Below are 18,097 nucleotides of genomic sequence, written 5' to 3' on the forward strand. Positions count from 1 at the left end.
AGGAATCAACCGATTCCTCTCTTTAATCCCAACTTAACCCTTACTTAATATTTTATTTAGCTGATTTCAGTTTCAGCTCTACAAGACTTGCTTTTTGCTCTGCCGAATATTTTGTGTCAGCAGCCAATTTATCTTTCTGCGGAGCAGGACTTTCCAGTGCAGGAGCGCTTGCAGGCAAAGCATTTACCGGAGTAGCTGTTGCTTTATCTTCCGATTGGCCGGCAAATGTTAATGTTGAACCTAGTACAAATGTGCAGATCAGGATATTTGCTATATTTTTCATCTTCGTGATATTTTCTTGTTTCTTTTATTTGTCTAATTTGACAATGCAAATATAACACACGTTTTATTCTGTTTTCTTAAAATAGTTATAAAAGTGTAAAAATAATTATGAGTGGTAATTGCTATGTATGAGTGGATATTGGTTCAAATTTCAAAAATAACAGTAAGTGGTAATATGAGATTTGTCATTTTATAGAAAAATATAAAATATTAGTAAAATGCAATCATTTGTATTCTTTGTTAACGTTTACATAATATTTGGTATTTACTGATCTGACATGCCTAAGCGGAGGTATTTACTTATTTTTGAAGTATGATCAGAAATATTACTTCGAAGTTATTTTCCAAAATTGTTCAGTCCGGTTCACTTGGCGGTATCATTTTGATCTCATGTGTGATCATTTCCATGCTGATCGCCAATTCGTCTTATGGGGAAGGTTTTGAAAAGCTGTTGAACACAGAGATCGGCTTTCAGAATGGGTTTTTAGATCTGCAGTATTCTGCTCTGGTCTGGATTAACGATGGGTTGATGGCCATTTTCTTTCTGTTGGTCGGGTTGGAGATTAAAAGGGAACTGATAGGAGGCGAATTGTCGTCATTCAAAAAAGCTTCCCTACCTGTATTTGCTGCGTTAGGCGGCGTGGTGTTCCCGGCTTTGATCTATACATTTTTTAATGCCGGAACTGCTACGGCAGCAGGTTGGGGGATACCTATGGCCACAGATATTGCCTTTGCATTGGCTGTTGTAACGATGTTGGGGAAAAGCGTCCCTGCTTCATTAAAGGTATTTTTGGCTGCGCTGGCTATTGTAGATGATCTGATTGCCATTCTGGTAATTGCTATTTTTTATTCTACTGACCTTCATTATGCTTATCTGGCATATGCAGGCGTTGTTTTCATGGTTCTAATGGCGTTTAATCGAATGGGCGTCCGCTCACTGGTTGCGTATCTGATTCCCGGAGTTGCGATGTGGTATCTGATTCATCATTCAGGCATACACGCCACCATTGCGGGTGTACTCACTGCGATTACAATTCCTACATCTGTAGACTCAAAGAATTCACCTCTCGAAAAGTTGGAGCATACGTTGGTCAATCCTGTCAATTTTATCATAATGCCTTTGTTTGCTTTGGCTAATACAAATATCCGTTTTGAAACAGAAATGATAGGAGGGATTGGTACGACGCTTGGGCTTGGTATCATTGTCGGACTGGTAGCAGGTAAACCTCTTGGAATATCCTTACTATCCTGGCTTGCTGTGAAGGTGGGATTGTGTAGTAAGCCCGAAGGTGCAAGCTGGGGGCAATTGACCGGCGTGGCGATGTTAGGTGGCATAGGGTTTACAATGTCCGTATTTATAGCGCTGCTCTCTTTTCCGGGACAATGGCTTATTCTGTCTCAGGCTAAATTCTCTATCCTTTGCGCCTCACTGTTGGCTGGGATCTTAGGTGCGATTGCATTACGTGTTCTAAGTAAATCGCAAAGCTAACGGGTAAGCATAGCACAAAATAAAAGCGGTCAGGATTATCCCGACCGCTATATCTGAACCTTAATTTAAAAATATCAGGCTGAAAGCAGATTAAGTTTTTTGTTTACTTCCTGCTGGCTCTCACTTACTGTATACAAGACCTTGTTTTTCAGGTGAATAATCGAACCCCTACCTCTCTTGATCGGAGCTACCTTCACTACGTCTTGTCTGTGAATGATAATGTTAATGAATTTCTGACCTAATAGTTTGAATGTACCTGCTTGTACCATATCTTTTTTGTTCTTGAATTAACTACTTTTCTAAGCAATTCCATGCAATGAACTTCCTGACTTTAAATACAATAAGACGTAGTCTTTTGAAATGAGGAAATAACCAAGATCAGTTCTGTCGCTTGATTTAAGGAAATCAGCTACTTCTTTTTTAGCATCGTTTTCGTTGTTGGCGCCAGTAACCGTTAAAACTGCACCTGGTTTCAAAGTAATTGTCGCGTTGTTCTCTAATGAAGCTATCATATCGTTAGTTATTTAAAATGTCAGTCGGTTGAGAATTGTTGTTTGATACCGATTGATAAATAAATATGCCAGCTCCTGATTATTTATTCAACGTATAATAGTATTAATTCCGATTTTCCTACATTAGGATACCTGAAAATAGGCATTTAAAATATTGATTAAAAGTCATTTAAATAATTTTATAAAAAAAATTTCGCATTTAACCCGTTAAAGATCTAAAATGGTATTTATTGGTGATTTTGTTTTCTTAATTTGATAGATGTGCAATATGCAAAATGAGAATTTGCTGTTAGTATCTACAGATTCCTGCCTTAAGGCTTTACAGGTTTTCTGTTCATCTCTCATTTTTGCATTTCATCCATCCAATTCGTCACTTCGGTAAGGTTCAATTGATGGCCTGGTCAGTTCTGTTCAATTTTGATTCAACAAAAATGACAGACTGCCATGAAAGCAATTTATACTTCACTTCTTACACTACTTACGCTGGCCGGCTGGGCGCAGACCCACATATCAGGAAAGGTTACGGATACCAAGGGTATATCAATTCCCGGTGCCAATGTATATCTTAAAGGAACTTACGACGGCGCATCTTCGGATGTTGATGGTCAGTTTTCCTTTACTTCTGATGAGAAGGGAAAGCAGACTCTGGTGGTTCAGGCGATAGGGTATAAATCGTCTGAAGAAAATGTGGATTTAGAGGGAAGTAATCTTGTTGTAAAGTCCACACTACAGGAAACGATTAATCTGCTAAAGGCCGTGACCATCACAGCCGGAGCTATGGAAGCTGGTGACGAGAAAAAATCGGTGGTGTTGAAACCGATTGACATCCTCACCACCTCAGGTGCTATGGGCGACATTACAGGAGCGTTTCAGACATTGCCCGGAACTGCTACTGTGGGCAATGACGGGCGCTTGTTTGTACGCGGAGGAGATGCATCAGAAACATCAATATACATGGATGGGCTGCAGGTGGGTAATGCTTTTGGTACTTCGGCCTCCAATGTTCCCACACGTACGCGCTTCAGCCCTAATTTATTCAAAGGTTCTTTTTTCAGCACGGGGGGATATTCTGCGGAATTCGGTCAGGCACTTTCTTCTACACTTGCTCTTAATTCGCTGGATATGCCCTTGCGAAATCAGGGTGACATCAGTGTTTTGTCGGTAGGAGGTGGATACACACATACCCTGGTGGGTAAACAAAATGCATTAACTGCGTCGGCCAACTACGTCAATCTGGCTCCTTACCAGCGCATTGTAAAACAAAATTTTGATTGGGAAAAAGCGCCGGAAAACTGGGACACAGAGATCGCGCTCAAACAGAAATGGGGGAAAGCGGGATTTGTAAAGGCTTATTTTCATACCGAAGGGAATAACATGGTTATCTGGCAAAAGGTACCCGGTCAGGAGGGAAGAGGGCGCCGGGTTGGGATCAATAATCAATATTCGTATGGTAATGTTTCTTTCAGGCAGGCTGGCAAGCACGATTGGTTTTTCTCAGGCGGACTGGCTTATTCTTACAACCGTGACAAGATCAATCTGGATGATTTGCCTGTTCGTCAGCTGAACCAGGTGGTACATGGCAAAATGGTAGTGATTAAGGATTTTAGTCCCCAATTCTCTCTTAAAAATGGTCTGGAATATTTTGGAAAAACCTATTCCGAAGCGCTGCCGGATGAAGGAAAGCAGCGCAACATGGCCGACCATCAGTTTAATCACTTCGTAGAAACGAGCTATTATTTTAACAATAATCTGGTTGCAGTTGCAGGTTTGCGTACAGGCTACAGCATGCTTGCAAAACAGATATGGGTTACTCCCCGCTTCTCTGTTGCCTACAAAATGAACGAGGGGCAGGTATCTCTGGCTGCAGGGAAATTCAAACAACTGCCCGAGGAGAAATTAAGAATACTTGACAATAATCTCAAAAATGCGGGTTCGGACCATTATATCCTGAATTACTTTTTCGCGAACAATAACAGAACCTTCCGGGCGGAATCATTTTACAAAATCTATGACAATCTGATTACGTATACAGGTGCTACGTCGGCTCCTCAGAATATCGGGCAACTTGGATCCGGATATGCCAGAGGCTTTGATTTTTTCTACCGCGACAGACAAACTGTAAAGAAAACGGACTTTTGGGTCACCTATAGTTTTGTTGATAGTCGTCGCAGATTTGCCAACTATGAAACCCGTGTACAACCTTCATTCGCTCCGAAACATAACGGTTCTTTAGTAGTGAAACATTTTATCGGAAAGCTGAAATCTCAGTTGGGAAGTTCATGGTCGTGGAACAGTGGCTACACCTACACTAATCCGAATGAACCAGGTGAGATGCAAAGCAAAACCAGCATGTACAGCAATCTGAGCCTGAGCTGGAGTTATCTGCCCAAACCCAACGTAATTCTGCACGTAGCATGCTCCAATGTGCTTGGTCGCGAAAATGTATTCGGCTACCAGTATGCTTCCACACCGAACGAAAGCGGCGCGTTCGTAAGTCAGCCGGTAGGGCAGGGTGCCAAGCGATTTGCCGTGGTGGCTTTGTTTATTACACTTTCAAAAGATAAGGCTGCCAATCAGCTGAACAATTTATAAGTAGCTGCTAGCAATTAGCCGGACGGTACCATATCAGCTAATCAGGAAACATCATTCAATCTATTTCAAACAAACAAATTTTATACAATCATGAAAAAGCTATTCTTTCTTATCGTCGTTTTTGCTTTTACATTCACCACATCTTTTGCTCAGGATTCTGCTTATCAAAAAGCAATGAAAAAGGAGATTGCAAAGGTGATCAGTACGGATTCACTTGGATCCTTACAGCAATCCGCTAACGCATTTGCCCGTATCGCAGCCATAAACCCCAAAGAGTGGCAGCCACTTTATTACGGTGCGTTAGCCTTTACTTTTCAGGGATTCAGTCCGGCATTGAACCTTGATAAAAAAGATGAGGTATTGGCTAAAGCTGATGAGCTACTAAAAAGTGCTGAGGCTGTTTCGCCTGGCAATTCAGAAATTGTTGCACTACAGGGGTTTGTTCTGATGGCAAAGTTGAGTGCTGATGCGGCGAACAGAGGTCAAAGTCTCTCCGGTACGATCATGGCGACTTATGGAAAGGCATTGGCTATTGATGGCAAGAATCCGAGAGCATTGGCTATGCTGGCACAGATGGAATTGGGAATGGCTCAGTTTTTCGGCAATGGGCCAGAGAAGGCATGCGGGTTGGCGAAGCAGAGTCAGGCGATATTTGATGCCCAGGATGAGGCGGTGCTTATTGCTAATATGCAGCCTACATGGGGCAAGCCTATGGCAAGAAGTGTGAACAGTAAGTGTAAATAGGATTCTGAGTTGCTGATATATTGATTATTTTTATCAATCCTAAAGTAAAATTCCATGTCCTGCTCCACTACCAGTATTACAGAAAACAATAAGTTCTGGAATTTCTCGCCTGGGTTCTTCGGTGTGAACCTGTTGATTGCCATAGCCATTACTGCGTTTTTTACTCCCGCGAGGTATTATGCTGATGCAGCAGGATTGGAAAAAATAGGATATAATCTGGGGATTACTTTTTTATTGTCGTCGGGGCTGAGCTACGGAGGATATATTACTGAGCGATATTTCAATAGCAGAATGCCGTGGATACATCATCCTGTAAAAAGGTTGTTGCTCCAGTCGTTTGCTTATCTGGCATATTCGTTTGTGATCAGTTATGTACTGATTCTGGTTTATGCGCTGCTGAGAAGGTTTTTTACCTGGGAAGATATTCCATGGCGGGATCTTCTCGGAGATACGAAACAGCCGATGATCATCGCGTTTATTGTGGCAGCGGTGCTGATCAGCCGTTCATTTCTATTGCAGTGGCGGAAAGCAGCAATTGAAGCAGAACAGCTCAAAACAGAGCGGTTTGCACAGCAGTACCAATCATTGAAGGATCAGCTTAATCCTCATTTTCTGTTTAATTCTCTCAATGTATTGAGCAATCTTGTCTACGACAATCCGGATACGGCAGCGGGGTTCATCAGGCAGCTTTCGCAGATTTACCGGTATGTACTGGATGTGCAGCATGAGGAGCTGGTATCCGTTCGCCGGGAGTTGGAATTTGCAGAAAATTACCTGGCATTACAGAAAATAAGATTTGAGGAAGGCCTGCAATTCAATATCAGTGTGGAGAAAAATACAGCCGGCTATTTACCACCGCTCTCATTACAATTATTGCTGGAAAACGCTATCAAACATAATGAAGCTTCCAGAGCAAAACCATTAGCGATTACTATTTCACTTCAGGACGGAAGTCTGGTGGTAACAAATAATCTCCAGCACAAGAAGAGTATTTCTGAAGAATCAACCGGTATCGGACTGGTAAACATTGAAAAACGTTATGTCTTGTTAAGTACCGAAAATATGGTGATTCGGGATACCGATGGCTACTTTGAAGTGAAATTACCTGTTTTGAAGCTGAACTGAAATGAAAATACTGATTATAGAAGATGAAAACCTGGCAGCCAAAAGGCTCGTAAAACTCATCAAAGAATATGTACCCGAAGCGCAGATTTTCGGTAATCTGGATACGATTACGGCATCTGTCCAATGGCTGGAAAGTAACCCGGAACCCGATCTTATTTTCCTGGACATACAACTGGCTGACGGTATCAGTTTTGATATTTTCGAACAGGTGAAAGTAAAGGCACCGATTATCTTTTGTACGGCTTTCGACCAGTACGCGATCCGTGCTTTTAAGCTGAATAGTATTGATTATCTCTTAAAACCGGTGGACCCTGCGGAGTTGGTAGCTGCCCTGGAGAAATTTCGCAATGGAAGAAAAGAGCCTGCTATTGATATAGACCAGATCAGGCTCATGCTTGGACAAAGTACAAAAAGTTACAAGAACCGCTTCTTGGTGAAAGTGGGTGAAAGAATACAAACCATAGATATCCAGGAGATTGCTTTTTTTTACAGTGAAGATAAAGTAACACTGTTGCAGACGAACCAGGGGAAAAAATTCATTGTGGACTATACCCTGGATGAAATTGAAGATATGGTCAATCCTGAAAATTTCTTCCGCTTGAACAGAAAATATATCAGCGCTATTGCTGCCATCAAAGAGGTGTTTACGTACTCAAATAGTCGGCTGAAAATTCATTTGGAAAACTGTACCGATAACGATATTCTGATAAGTCGGGAGAAAATGAGTGCGTTCAAAATCTGGTTAGGGCAATAAGCTGCTTAACCACAGATGAACTAATTATCACGAATGCTATTCTAAATCACTTTTATCATTTTAATCGGTGTTTATCAGTGCATCCGTGGCAAAAATCTTTGCAGTAAAAGCAACCTAACTCATCGAGGCACAGATTTTTAAGCCCTACTCTCATCATTTTTATACACACAAACTGATAAAAATATGAGAGCTATATGGTCGGGGGCCATTGGTTTTGGCCTCGTTAATATTCCCGTCAAACTCTTCAGCGCCGTTCAGGCAAGTGAGCTTGATCTGGACATGCTGGATAAGAAGGACAACGCTAATATCCGTTTCCAGCGGGTGAATGCCAGCACAGGCAAAGAAGTGAAATGGGAAAATATTGTCAAGGGATATAAAATCGATGACAAATATGTGGTGCTGGAAGATGCCGATTTCGAGAAAGCTAGCCCTGAAAAATCTAAACTTATTGAAATTTCGGAGTTTGTGGATGAGAAAGAAATTGACAGCATTTATTATGAAACACCCTATTACCTTCAACCCGAAAAATCCGGCGGAAAACCCTATGGGCTACTTCGCGACGCGCTGAAAAAGACGGGCAAGGTGGGACTCGGAACCTATGTGCTGCGAAATCGGGAAAGTCTGGTGATCATCAAACCACAAAACGACCTGCTCATTTTAAATAAAATCCGTTTTCAGGATGAAATCCGCGATACGGATGATCTCAATATCCCCAGTGTCAAAATCAAACCTGCCGAAATGAACATGGCAGTACAACTCATTGAATCTCTCACTACTGATTTTGACATTGCCAGCTATAAAGACACTTATAATGAGAAGTTGCTGAAACTGATCATGGCCAAAGCGAAAGGCAAAAAAGTGTCTGCTCCCAAGATGGAAGTAGTTCATTCGAAGAGCCGCGATTTGATGGCTCAGTTGAAGGAAAGTCTTAATTCATCCAAACGAAAAGCTTCCTGATGGCACTTACAACCTATAACAAAAAGCGGGATTTTGACGATACACCCGAGCCTAAGGGGAAATCCGATAAAGAAAATCAGTTTCGATTTGTAGTGCAGCGACATGACGCCACGCGCTTACACTACGATTTCAGACTGGAGCTTGGAGGCGTGCTCAAAAGCTGGGCAGTGCCCAAAGGTCCATCCATGAATCCGGAAGACAAACGTCTGGCTGTGATGGTAGAAGATCATCCTGTAAGTTATATCGATTTTGAAGGTACCATTCCGAAAGGAAACTACGGTGCCGGCGAGGTAGAAGTATGGGACCACGGACAGTTTTTTCCCGTGGATGAAAATCTGGAAAAATTGACTGAGAAACAGGCGCTTACTGCTTTGAAAAAAGGTGAACTGAAAATTTTCCTCAAAGGAAAAAAGATTGAAGGCGGCTTTGTATTGGTAAAATTCAAACAGGAAGGTGATAACTGGTTGCTGATCAAGCATAAGGATGAATATGCAGTCGTGAAGAAGTATGATATTGAAAAACACCGTAAAACCTGATTTATGAAAAAGGAAGCTGAACTCACGAATCTGGATAAGCTGTATTGGCCTGATGAAGGTATCACCAAGGGGGAACTCCTGGACTATTACAGCAGGATCGCACCTTATATTTTGCCTTACCTGAAGAATCGCCCCTTATCCTTGCTGCGTCACCCGAACGGTATCAAAGAGAAAGGTTTCTTTCATAAAGACGCCGGGAACAGCGCGCCCGACTGGGTCACGAAAAAGGAAATCCATTCGGAGTCTACGGATAAAATGATCAATTATCTGGTGTGCAACGATTTGGAAAGTCTGCTTTTTATAGCAAATTTGGGTTGTATAGAAATGAATCCCTGGAACTCTACTGTAAACAAACTTGACCGTCCGGATTATATCGTCATGGATATAGATCCTTCTCCAAAAAACACATTTGAAGAAGTTATTGACGTGGCACTCGTGATCAAGGAGATTATGGATGAAACGGATATGACGGGCTATTGCAAAACATCCGGTTCCAGCGGTCTGCATGTGTATATTCCCTTTAATAAGAAACATACGTATGATGAGAGCCGGGATTTTGCGCATATTCTGGCAAGTATGGTAACGGAACGTTTACCTAAAACGACTACCCTGGAGCGTTCGTTGAACAAGCGGAAGAAGAACCAGATTTATGTCGATTATCTGCAAAACAGGGAAGGACAAACGTTGGCATCAGCCTACAGTGTAAGGCCCAAACCCGGTGCGACTGTTTCTGCTCCACTTGAATGGAAGGAGGTAAAGCATGGTTTGCAGATCAGAGATTTTACCATTCACAATATGCTTGATAGGGTAGAGAATAAAGGTGATTTGTTCAAAGGAGTTTTGGGAAAAGGCATTGACATGAATAAAACGCTGGCAAAGATGGAAGGGCTGCATGTGCGTTGAAAGATTGCCTGACAGGTTTTGATATTTATGCTGCTATTTTTGCGGTAATTATTCTATAAACTCAATTCCTGAACCATGCAAATAATTCCAAAATCATTAAGAAGCCATCTGGCCTTTTTATTCACCTTCTGTATCCTGCAAATGTTGGCGGGCTGTAATACTTCTTCCGGGGAGCAGGAAACCAGTAAGAAAAGTAAGCCTGTCGTCATTGGGTATGTGGGAGGTTTTCACGGGTTGCTTGATGTGGCGAATATCGACGTAGAAAAACTGACTCACATCAATTATGCCTTTGTGGATATCAAAGAGGGAAAGGCATTTCTGACCAATGAAAAAACAGATTCTACCAATTTTAGAAAACTAAATCTGCTGAAGGAGAAAAATCCTGATCTGAAAATATTGATCTCTATCGGAGGCTGGGCATGGAGTGAAAACTTTTCGGATGCTGTGCTTACCGCCGACGCCAGAAAAGCATTTGCCAAAAGTTCGGTAGATATTATCAGAAAATACAAGCTGGATGGTGTCGATATTGACTGGGAGTATCCAGCGTTACCCGGCGAAGAGGGCAATGTGTATCGTCCGGAAGACAAGCAGAATTACACGCTGATGTTTGAGGAAATCAGAAAAGAGCTGGACCTCATGGAAAAGGAAACAGGTACAAAAAAACTGTTAACTACTGCCGTAGCAGGTTGGGTTGAATTCCTGAAAGCAACCGAAATGGACAAAGCTCAGAAATATCTCGATTTTGTGAATCTGATGACTTACGATCTGTTTCAGGGGGATACCGTGGTACATCACGCTCCGCTTTATACAACGAATATGTACCCAACCGAAAAGTCTGCTGATGCTGCAGTCAAAGGATTTGTGAAAGCGGGTGTTCCGGTTGAAAAACTTGTGATGGGCATTCCGTTTTACAGCCGGAAATTTACAGTAGCGGGTACTTTGGAAAAAGGCCTCGGGCAAAAGCAGTCGGCGCAGACCTATTACCAGGGTTATACTTTCATCAAAGATAGTCTGGTGAATCAGAAAGGATTCAAAACCTATCGCGATGAAGTAGCAAAGGTACCCTATCTGGTCAATCAGGAAACGAAAGAAATCATCAGTTACGAAGATGAGGAGTCAATTCGGGAGCGTTGCAAATATGTACTGGATAATAAAATGGGTGGCGTAATGTTCTGGGAATACGATTCGGATCCCAAGCGCTATTTACTGAATGAAATTGATAAGAGCTTGAAATAGTACGCCGGCCTGAACAACTGCAAGCTGGACAATCAGAACAGCGTCATTTTCTGAATCTCGTGATAGCCTTCCTTTAAAGCTCCTGTTCTGAAAAGATTTACAAATTCATGCGCCTTCCTGGTTGGTTCAGGGAGGCGATGTTTTCGCACACAGTTCATCGCAATGGAGATGCTGTCTGCCAGGCTCATCCCATTTCCCGGTGAAATAAATACGGGCTTCACGTTCACTTTTGTTCTGAGTGCAAATCCGATCGTTTCGTTCTTGTCAATAACAGGCGTATAGGTGCCTTTGTAAGAATCGGGTTTGGTATATTTTCCAGCGAGTTTTTTCTTGGCACATCCCATGGTCACGGTTTGTGTAAGCACTCCAAAATGAGATGCAATCCCCATTCTGCGGCTGTGAAGAATCCCATTTCCATCAAACATGATTACGTCGGGTCGGCTGGCAACAGGAATCTGTTCAAAAGCCTTGGTAATTGCCGGAATCTCACGAAAAGCCAGATAGCCCGGTACGTATGGAAATGTATTCGTGGCTGTAACAAGCGAATAGGCAATTGGTTGCAAGTCGTTCATATCCAGAATTACCAATCCTGCAAAAACAATTTCTCCATGTAAATCAAGGGAAATGTCGGCTCCGGCAATTGTTTTTATTTTCGAACGCAATGGTTTCAGATTCACCCTGTGACGCAGTGCATTCTGTAAGTTGGTGGCTTCTGTAATAGTCAGTCCGTTATAATCCGTAACGGGTATTTGTGGTTCCCAATGATCCGAAAGTACGTTCATAACGTTTATAGGTGGCATGATATTCTTATACAATTAAGCAGTCACAACCCTAAAAAATCGAACCATTAGAATGGAAAGAAGTAGTTTTAAAAAGAAGTGGTACAACTGGCGAATGTTTGCTCTGGTAATTATTCTGGCTGGTATTTTCATTAAGTTCTATATACTGGAGGACCAAGATGAGAATGCTCCGGTGGCGGTCCAACTGGAGCTGGATAAAGTAGCATTCGGGAGCGAACAGGAAGTGGAGGCTTTTTTGGGCAAAGGAAAGCTTTTGAGCTACTTTCATGACGATAATTTAAACTGCCAGCAATGCCCGAAAATGGCATACAAAGATGGAAAAGTAGAGATCATTTTTATCAATCAGATTGCCGATCGTATTACACTTAATGGCCTTTCAGACTATAACTTTGACGGGCGTGTGATACTCGGACTACTGGATTTGAAGGAAGATATCAAACCTACAATTGATAATCAGGAGCTGAAGCAATGGGACAATTACCAAAAATATTCTCAGATATCTGCTTTTGGAAGAAGAGGGAAAATCGAATATATATTGATTAAAGCCAAAGCCCGCAGAAACGCTGATCCCGTCAAATAGTTAAGATTTATTCCTCGTAGAAATATTAAATCCGTTGCCAGGCAACCAAATCCCTGCTTTTTACATCCGGTAAAGGCAGGGATTCTGTTATATTGCCAGCTGGAAATCATCTTTACTATATGTTGAAAAATTACCTTCTTCTATTCCTCTTCTTTTTAATCAGCATTGTTTCTCATTCGGTCGAAGCGCAGAAAATTACTTCCGGGGTACAGGGAACCGTCCGAACCAAAAATGGACAACCGCTTCCGTTTGCCGCTATTGCCGTCAAGGGGACAGAAATCGGGACTATATCCAACGAGGAAGGTAAGTATCAGCTCGACTTAAAACCTGGTTATTACGAAATCGTTTTCCAGTATTTGGGTTTTAAAACAGGCATGAAATCCATGACCATTGAAAACAAAATAGAGACTTTCAATGTGATGATGGAAGAACAGGCGCTGAATTTGGGTGAAGTGCGGATTGGAAGCAAAGATGAAGACCCTGCTTATACAATTATGCGACGTGCGATTGCGAAAAGCCGCTATCATTTTCTTCAGGTTGAAAGTTATACAGCCAAAGCCTATACTAAGTCCTCTTTTGTGATTACGGATCTGCCGATGGAGTTTATGTATAAAAAGGAATTGAAAGAAATGGAGAAAGAATCGAACTTCAAAAAAGGAGTGCCGATCCTAAATGAAAGTGTTTCCGAAGTGACTTTTAATCAGCCCAATTCATACAAGCAAAAGGTAATCGCTGCACGAAACAGTCAGGATAAAAACTTCGCCAGTGCAAATGCCTATTTTCTGACCAGCTTTTATCAGCCAGAGGTCGTGAAGGCCGTTTCTCCTCTTTCTCCCAAAGCATTTGGTTACTATAAGTTTGAATACCTGGGTGCTTTCCGGGAAAACGGGATTGAGGTGAATAAAATTAAAGTAATTCCGAGGTCGTACGGAGAAGGTGTATATAGAGGAACAATTCATATCATAGAGGGAGAATGGAGTATCTATAGCCTTGATCTGGAGACGGTTAATACCGGATTTAATATTGGAATTAAACAGGTATATAGTCCGGTAAAGAATGTATGGATGCCGGTGAACCAGCAGTTCCATGTACAGGGTGGTATTTATGGTTTAAAAGGGAAAGGTGATCTCGTCATATCTCAGACTTTCTCTAAACTGAAGGTAAATCCTGCTTTCCAACCTGATATTGTAGTACTTGATCCAAAGAAAGATAAGGAGGAAAGTAGAAAAGTGAAGCTGACGAACCGGGAAATTAAAAGCGGAAATCTTGAAGCTGTTGTGAGTAAACAGAAAGAGTTTTCTGCAAAAAACCTGCGCAAAATGCTGAAGGAATATGAGAAAAAGGAGCTGAAAGAAAAAGAAGAGAAAGGCGAAGATGTTGATCTCAATTTCAGCAGAAATGATTCCACCGTTGTGGATTCTATGGCCAGTAAACGCAGTGTGGCTTTTTGGGATTCGATCAGGACGGTGCCTTTGACAGTGGCAGAGGTAAAAAGCTACACCCGATTGGATAGCATCATTGTGGTGCAACACGGAACCCAAGAGCAACGGGACAGTCTGAAAACGAAGTCGGATAGCACAAAGAAGAAGGGTAATTCCGGTTTTTTGGGAGACATACTGATAGGGCACCGGTTTGGATTTGGTAAAAAAAGTCCATGGAGCCTGGAATATGTTGGACTAGTGAAAGGATTGTCGGTAAATACCGTAGAAGGGGTAGTGCTCAACGGGACCGGATTTAAGCTGCGATATATGAAACGCGGACAAGAAGTGAAGGAGCAGGATCAGATCACAATATCGTCAAATGGGATCAAACACACATCGGTCAGAAACAAAGGCGCACTTACGATCAGTGGATTGACGCGGTATTCCTTTGCGAGAGAAAAGCTGATGGGAACCGGCGGCATCGACTATTCCTGGAAGAGGTCATCACTGAGTGTTTCCGGCGGGCAAACTGTTTCTCAATTTAATGCTGAGAACCCGTTACATCCGTTGCTGAACAGCTTCACGACGCTGTTTCTGGAGCAAAACTTTATCAAATTATATCAGAAAAATTTCGCCAGAATTGATTTCAAAACTACACGTGAAAATGACCATTTTGAGTTACGTGCCAATGTAGAATATGCCGATCGTTCTCCACTCCAGAATGTCAGGAATACAGATCCTTATCGTTGGATCAATTGGGGGAGAAGGGAGTTTACATCGAATGTACCCCTCAATGAGGAATTATTAAGCTATTCGTCAGGGACAGTGCCTTTTGAAATATCACGACATAATGCTCTGGTGGTGGGTATCCATGCATCATATAAACCCTGGCAGAAATATAAGATCGTTAAGGGTAAAAAGAGTTATTATGATGACGATTCTCCCAAATTATCAGCAGGCTACAGAAAAGGGATAAGTGTTTTTGATAGCGAAGTGAGCTACGATTTTTTACAAGTAGGGATTACGCAGGGAATTCAGACGGGCGTTCGGAGCAAAATAAGTTATAAAGTAGCTGCGGGAGCATTTCTGCAATACGATGCTGCGGGCTTCCAGGATTATCAGCATTTTGCAGGAAACAGGTTTTTCTTTCAGTATGGCGACCCGGTAGGTACTTTCCGTATGCTGGATTACTATCGGTTTAGTACAGGAGAAAAATATGTTGAAGCTCATGCACTTGCTGAGCTCAGGCAGTTCTTGCTCACGCAAATTACCTGGTTCAGGATTATGGGTATCAAAGAAAACTTCTTCGTGAATTACCTGGCCACACCTTATTCTGATCATTACGGAGAACTTGGCTACGCGCTGGACATCGGTTTGCGTTTCCCGCTGCGACTGGAAGTAGCCAATAGCTTTGAAGGATTCAGGTATAAACACACTGCCTTCAGGATCGGGACTACGATGAATATTAACTTTGGGAAGTAGGGGAGAGGGAATTATGAATTATAAATGAAGAGTTAGGGCAGATTATAACAAAGTCAACTTTTCTGGAATTGAATCAGGAAAAGTTGACTTTTACTTTTATCGAGAATTCGAACGATTTACATTTTCTGTAAAAACATAGTTTTCAGTACAATTACGCTCTTTTCTACTTTGCCTTCGATCTCTTCTACGTCATCGGTGAGGCGGATATTTTTGACTACAGTTCCTCTTTTCAAAGTGAGTGAACTGCCTTTTACTTTCAGGTCTTTGATCAATTTTACAGAATCTCCTTCTGCGAGAGTAGTCCCGTTACTGTCTTTTACTTCCATTATCTATTGCTTTGGGTATAAATTTATATTGGTACAAAGGTACGGAAATCAATCGATCTTGAAATTCAGTCCCGAAAGTCCTACCTTTAACGCATTCAAATCTATTTGTAAAATATCACAAGCATCATTGCAGCAATCTAAGCAGCTGCAATCATCGGTTTTCTTTCGCAGAAAGCCGGATTGTAATTGTCTATTTTATATTTTACAAATCAGAACATGAAGACTTATCATAAAATAGCTGTCATAGGTGGCGGTGGCAGAACAGGAAAATATCTGGTAAATCAATTACTGGACGGTGGATTTCAAATCAAACTACTTCTTCGAAATCCGGAAATTTCAGCGCAAACAATCCCTTTATCCGATCCGGCTGTAGAGGTGATCCAGGGAGACGCTCTGGATTATGAAAAGGTGCACGCGCTTATCAAGGGTTGTGATGCTGTAATCAGTTTGGTAGGGCAAAGGAAAGGTGAGCCACTCGTGGCAAGCAAGGCAACATTACATGTATTAAAGGCGATGACTGAAGCTTTTGACAAGAGCGAAATAATGCGGTACATGCTGGTTTCGGGTTTGAATCTGGACGCACCTTTTGATCGTAAAGGTCCGGAAACTTTGGCGGCGACCGAATGGATGAAAGCTAACTATGCAGAAAGTCACTGGGATAAGCAAAAAGCTTATGAGATTTTGCAGGAAAGTGATGTGGACTGGACGCTGGTACGCGTACCACTGATTGCTTTTACTGAAGAGCGAAGTGAGATAGGTGTGAGTCTGGAGGATGCTCCCGGCCAAAATATAAGTGCTGCGGATATTGCCGCGTTTCTGATTGAGCAACTTGACAAGTCAACTTATATCAGACAAGCGCCTTTTATTGCAAAAGTGTAGGTATTGAAAGTAACAGCCTTCCCGGATTTTTAACAATTCGGGAAGGCGTTTTTATTACTATGCATCCAAAGCTTCACGAAGCTCTTTTGCAGCAGCGGCAGGGTCAGCAGCTCCGTAAATGGCTGCACCGGCTACTGCTACTTTCGCACCTGAAGCTTTTACAGCTGCAATGTTGCTCAGCTTCACACCACCTGCAATAGAAACAGGAACACCAGCACGGGACGCTTCATCAATCAGCACCTGGATAGAATAGCCTGGTTGTGCCTGCTCATCAAGACCTGCATGAAGCTCAACGAACTCAACACCCAGAGCGATTACTTCCTGCGCACGTTTCACGCGATCAGCAACGCCGATTGTATCTACTACTACACCTTTTCCATGTGCTTTTGCAGCTTTTACGGCTCCTGCAATGGTAGCATCACCAGTTGCGCCAAGGATGGTAATCAGGTCAGCTCCGGCTTTAAATGCCATTTCAGCTTCCAGTTCGCCTGCATCCGCTGTTTTGAAATCAGCAAAAACGATCTTATCAGGGAAAGCTTTTTTCATCGCAGTAATTACTGCTAAACCTTCACTTTTGATAAGCGGAGTTCCCAGTTCGATAATGTCAATGTATGGAGCAACTTTTGTTGCCAATGCAATTGCATCTTCTGTTGTCAACAGGTCGATTGCTACTTGTAGTTTTGCCATGTTTGTTTGAATTTTAATGAGCTGTTAGCTTTTAGCAAATAGCTATGAGCTAACGGCGGTATGAATTAAATTGTAAATATTAGAATGGTAGGTAATAAGGATCAGTGCAAAAGCTATTAGCTCACAGCTAATAGCTAATTACTCCAGATTCGCATGCCTTTTCCATAGCTCTTCTGCCGTCGTTCCGTCGTTTTGCCATAATGATTGAATAATGGCATCTGTCAAAAGCAATACAGCTTGTTCGAAAAGACTGCCTGCGTACTGTTGCGAAAGTGCCGAACCGTGATCCTGTTTTTGTGCTGCAGGGATAATGGCAATCTGGTTGGATAATTCTGCCAGCGGCGATTGAGAGGTGGTAGAAAAAGTCAATACTTTTGCTCCTGCTTTTACAGCTTTCTGAGCAGCGCTTACAATACTCGACGTTGTTCCGGATCCCGAACCGGCAATCAGCAGGTCACCTTTTTGGATAGCAGGTGAAACAATTTCGCCTACTACATATACACTGAAACCAAGGTGCATCAGGCGCATGGCAGCCGCTTTTAAGGCTAGTCCGGTCCGTCCGGCACCTGTAATGAAAATATGATTAGCATCCTTGATCAAAGGAACAATGGCTGCTACCTGTTCAAAATCAATGCCTTTAACCAGAGATTGATTCTCTTCAAGAATGGTTAGCAGATTTTCTTCAATTTGTTTTGCGGACACCTCAGGACTTTGCGTTTGCATTTATTTAATCTCAAAAATTGAGTGATTTTCTGCTTGCAAAGTTATAGTGAAGGGTAAAGTAAGCGGTTA

General features: G+C 42.2%; 19 protein-coding genes. 12 read left to right on the plus strand and 7 right to left on the minus strand.

What is annotated here, in order from left to right:
- Positions 1-52: 52 nt before the first annotated feature.
- A complete protein-coding gene (locus tag DSL64_RS20775) occupies positions 53-283 on the minus strand; it encodes a hypothetical protein (RefSeq protein WP_115832856.1) in 231 nt (76 codons plus the stop codon).
- Positions 284-595: 312 nt separating this feature from the next.
- On the opposite strand from DSL64_RS20775, the gene nhaA reads away from it, so the two are divergent.
- Complete coding sequence (gene nhaA / locus DSL64_RS20780) at positions 596-1,771, plus strand: Na+/H+ antiporter NhaA (RefSeq protein WP_115832857.1); 1,176 nt, start codon at positions 596-598, stop codon at positions 1,769-1,771.
- A 74-nt stretch (positions 1,772-1,845) separates the two neighbouring features.
- Here the strand turns inward: nhaA and DSL64_RS20785 are convergent, their stop codons facing one another.
- Together DSL64_RS20785 and DSL64_RS20790 are read right to left on the minus strand one after the other, a co-directional pair.
- Positions 1,846-2,040, minus strand: a complete 195-nt coding sequence (locus tag DSL64_RS20785; protein WP_115832858.1) for a hypothetical protein — start codon at positions 2,038-2,040, stop codon at positions 1,846-1,848.
- A gap of 30 nt (positions 2,041-2,070) precedes the next feature.
- The gene (locus DSL64_RS20790; RefSeq protein WP_115832859.1) at positions 2,071-2,283 is read right to left on the minus strand and encodes a hypothetical protein; all 213 of its coding nucleotides are present in this window, start codon (positions 2,281-2,283) and stop codon (positions 2,071-2,073) included.
- Between the two features lie 444 nt (positions 2,284-2,727).
- On the opposite strand from DSL64_RS20790, the gene DSL64_RS20795 reads away from it, so the two are divergent.
- The 8 genes from DSL64_RS20795 to DSL64_RS20830 all read left to right on the plus strand — a co-directional run bounded on the left by DSL64_RS20795 (position 2,728) and on the right by DSL64_RS20830 (position 11,130).
- Entirely contained in the window at positions 2,728-4,875 is a 2,148-nt protein-coding gene (locus DSL64_RS20795) for a TonB-dependent receptor (RefSeq protein ID WP_115832860.1), read from the plus strand.
- A 90-nt stretch (positions 4,876-4,965) separates the two neighbouring features.
- Entirely contained in the window at positions 4,966-5,619 is a 654-nt protein-coding gene (locus tag DSL64_RS20800) for a hypothetical protein (RefSeq protein ID WP_115832861.1), read from the plus strand.
- Between the two features lie 54 nt (positions 5,620-5,673).
- A complete protein-coding gene (locus tag DSL64_RS20805; protein WP_115832862.1) occupies positions 5,674-6,744 on the plus strand; it encodes a sensor histidine kinase in 1,071 nt (356 codons plus the stop codon).
- 1 nt (position 6,745) lies between these two features.
- Positions 6,746-7,498, plus strand: coding sequence for a LytR/AlgR family response regulator transcription factor (locus tag DSL64_RS20810; protein WP_115832863.1), 753 nt, complete (start codon positions 6,746-6,748; stop codon positions 7,496-7,498).
- 183 nt (positions 7,499-7,681) lie between these two features.
- A complete protein-coding gene (gene ku, locus DSL64_RS20815) occupies positions 7,682-8,455 on the plus strand; it encodes a non-homologous end joining protein Ku (RefSeq protein ID WP_115832864.1) in 774 nt (257 codons plus the stop codon).
- The gene (locus DSL64_RS29320; RefSeq protein WP_115832865.1) at positions 8,455-8,991 is read left to right on the plus strand and encodes a DNA polymerase ligase N-terminal domain-containing protein; all 537 of its coding nucleotides are present in this window, start codon (positions 8,455-8,457) and stop codon (positions 8,989-8,991) included. The genes ku and DSL64_RS29320 overlap by 1 nt, the downstream gene beginning before the upstream one ends.
- 3 nt (positions 8,992-8,994) lie before the next feature.
- Complete coding sequence (gene ligD, locus DSL64_RS29325; protein ID WP_115832866.1) at positions 8,995-9,894, plus strand: non-homologous end-joining DNA ligase; 900 nt, start codon at positions 8,995-8,997, stop codon at positions 9,892-9,894.
- A 75-nt stretch (positions 9,895-9,969) separates the two neighbouring features.
- Positions 9,970-11,130, plus strand: coding sequence for a glycoside hydrolase family 18 protein (locus tag DSL64_RS20830; protein WP_115832867.1), 1,161 nt, complete (start codon positions 9,970-9,972; stop codon positions 11,128-11,130).
- Between the two features lie 32 nt (positions 11,131-11,162).
- Here DSL64_RS20830 and DSL64_RS20835 read toward each other — a convergent pair whose 3' ends face one another.
- Positions 11,163-11,912: an endonuclease V gene (locus DSL64_RS20835; protein WP_115832868.1), complete on the minus strand. Its 750-nt coding sequence runs from the start codon at positions 11,910-11,912 to the stop codon at positions 11,163-11,165.
- Positions 11,913-11,982: 70 nt separating this feature from the next.
- On the opposite strand from DSL64_RS20835, the gene DSL64_RS20840 reads away from it, so the two are divergent.
- Together DSL64_RS20840 and DSL64_RS20845 are read left to right on the plus strand one after the other, a co-directional pair.
- Entirely contained in the window at positions 11,983-12,510 is a 528-nt protein-coding gene (locus DSL64_RS20840) for a hypothetical protein (protein ID WP_115832869.1), read from the plus strand.
- A gap of 119 nt (positions 12,511-12,629) precedes the next feature.
- The gene (locus tag DSL64_RS20845) at positions 12,630-15,413 is read left to right on the plus strand and encodes a DUF5686 and carboxypeptidase regulatory-like domain-containing protein (RefSeq protein WP_115832870.1); all 2,784 of its coding nucleotides are present in this window, start codon (positions 12,630-12,632) and stop codon (positions 15,411-15,413) included.
- 116 nt (positions 15,414-15,529) lie between these two features.
- Here the strand turns inward: DSL64_RS20845 and DSL64_RS20850 are convergent, their stop codons facing one another.
- Positions 15,530-15,739: an alkylphosphonate utilization protein gene (locus DSL64_RS20850; RefSeq protein WP_199539459.1), complete on the minus strand. Its 210-nt coding sequence runs from the start codon at positions 15,737-15,739 to the stop codon at positions 15,530-15,532.
- A 216-nt stretch (positions 15,740-15,955) separates the two neighbouring features.
- Between DSL64_RS20850 and DSL64_RS20855 the strand changes: the two genes are divergently transcribed.
- Positions 15,956-16,618: an NAD(P)-dependent oxidoreductase gene (locus DSL64_RS20855; RefSeq protein ID WP_115832872.1), complete on the plus strand. Its 663-nt coding sequence runs from the start codon at positions 15,956-15,958 to the stop codon at positions 16,616-16,618.
- A gap of 57 nt (positions 16,619-16,675) precedes the next feature.
- On the opposite strand, the gene hxlA is transcribed toward DSL64_RS20855, so the two are convergent.
- Both hxlA and hxlB read right to left on the minus strand, forming a co-directional pair.
- Positions 16,676-17,305 carry a 3-hexulose-6-phosphate synthase gene (hxlA, locus tag DSL64_RS20860; protein WP_115832873.1) on the minus strand — a complete coding sequence of 210 codons (630 nt, stop codon included), beginning with the start codon at positions 17,303-17,305 and terminating at the stop codon, positions 16,676-16,678.
- A gap of 138 nt (positions 17,306-17,443) precedes the next feature.
- A complete protein-coding gene (gene hxlB / locus DSL64_RS20865; protein WP_115832874.1) occupies positions 17,444-18,028 on the minus strand; it encodes a 6-phospho-3-hexuloisomerase in 585 nt (194 codons plus the stop codon).
- Positions 18,029-18,097 lie beyond the last annotated feature (69 nt).

It is taken from the genome of Dyadobacter luteus (genome assembly GCF_003383615.1).
Lineage (GTDB): Bacteria > Bacteroidota > Bacteroidia > Cytophagales > Spirosomataceae > Dyadobacter > Dyadobacter luteus.

Excerpts from the sequence above, each read along its gene's own strand:
- DSL64_RS20775 (WP_115832856.1), bottom strand. The coding sequence starts at position 283 with ATGAAAAATATAGCAAATATCCTGATCTGCACATTTGTACTAGGTTCA.
- nhaA (WP_115832857.1), top strand. The coding sequence starts at position 596 with ATGATCAGAAATATTACTTCGAAGTTATTTTCCAAAATTGTTCAGTCC.
- DSL64_RS20785 (WP_115832858.1), bottom strand. The coding sequence starts at position 2,040 with ATGGTACAAGCAGGTACATTCAAACTATTAGGTCAGAAATTCATTAAC.
- DSL64_RS20790 (WP_115832859.1), bottom strand. The coding sequence starts at position 2,283 with ATGATAGCTTCATTAGAGAACAACGCGACAATTACTTTGAAACCAGGT.
- DSL64_RS20795 (WP_115832860.1), top strand. The coding sequence starts at position 2,728 with ATGAAAGCAATTTATACTTCACTTCTTACACTACTTACGCTGGCCGGC.
- DSL64_RS20800 (WP_115832861.1), top strand. The coding sequence starts at position 4,966 with ATGAAAAAGCTATTCTTTCTTATCGTCGTTTTTGCTTTTACATTCACC.
- DSL64_RS20805 (WP_115832862.1), top strand. The coding sequence starts at position 5,674 with ATGTCCTGCTCCACTACCAGTATTACAGAAAACAATAAGTTCTGGAAT.
- DSL64_RS20810 (WP_115832863.1), top strand. The coding sequence starts at position 6,746 with ATGAAAATACTGATTATAGAAGATGAAAACCTGGCAGCCAAAAGGCTC.
- ku (WP_115832864.1), top strand. The coding sequence starts at position 7,682 with ATGAGAGCTATATGGTCGGGGGCCATTGGTTTTGGCCTCGTTAATATT.
- DSL64_RS29320 (WP_115832865.1), top strand. The coding sequence starts at position 8,455 with ATGGCACTTACAACCTATAACAAAAAGCGGGATTTTGACGATACACCC.
- ligD (WP_115832866.1), top strand. The coding sequence starts at position 8,995 with ATGAAAAAGGAAGCTGAACTCACGAATCTGGATAAGCTGTATTGGCCT.
- DSL64_RS20830 (WP_115832867.1), top strand. The coding sequence starts at position 9,970 with ATGCAAATAATTCCAAAATCATTAAGAAGCCATCTGGCCTTTTTATTC.
- DSL64_RS20835 (WP_115832868.1), bottom strand. The coding sequence starts at position 11,912 with ATGAACGTACTTTCGGATCATTGGGAACCACAAATACCCGTTACGGAT.
- DSL64_RS20840 (WP_115832869.1), top strand. The coding sequence starts at position 11,983 with ATGGAAAGAAGTAGTTTTAAAAAGAAGTGGTACAACTGGCGAATGTTT.
- DSL64_RS20845 (WP_115832870.1), top strand. The coding sequence starts at position 12,630 with ATGTTGAAAAATTACCTTCTTCTATTCCTCTTCTTTTTAATCAGCATT.
- DSL64_RS20850 (WP_199539459.1), bottom strand. The coding sequence starts at position 15,739 with ATGGAAGTAAAAGACAGTAACGGGACTACTCTCGCAGAAGGAGATTCT.
- DSL64_RS20855 (WP_115832872.1), top strand. The coding sequence starts at position 15,956 with ATGAAGACTTATCATAAAATAGCTGTCATAGGTGGCGGTGGCAGAACA.
- hxlA (WP_115832873.1), bottom strand. The coding sequence starts at position 17,305 with ATGGCAAAACTACAAGTAGCAATCGACCTGTTGACAACAGAAGATGCA.
- hxlB (WP_115832874.1), bottom strand. The coding sequence starts at position 18,028 with ATGCAAACGCAAAGTCCTGAGGTGTCCGCAAAACAAATTGAAGAAAAT.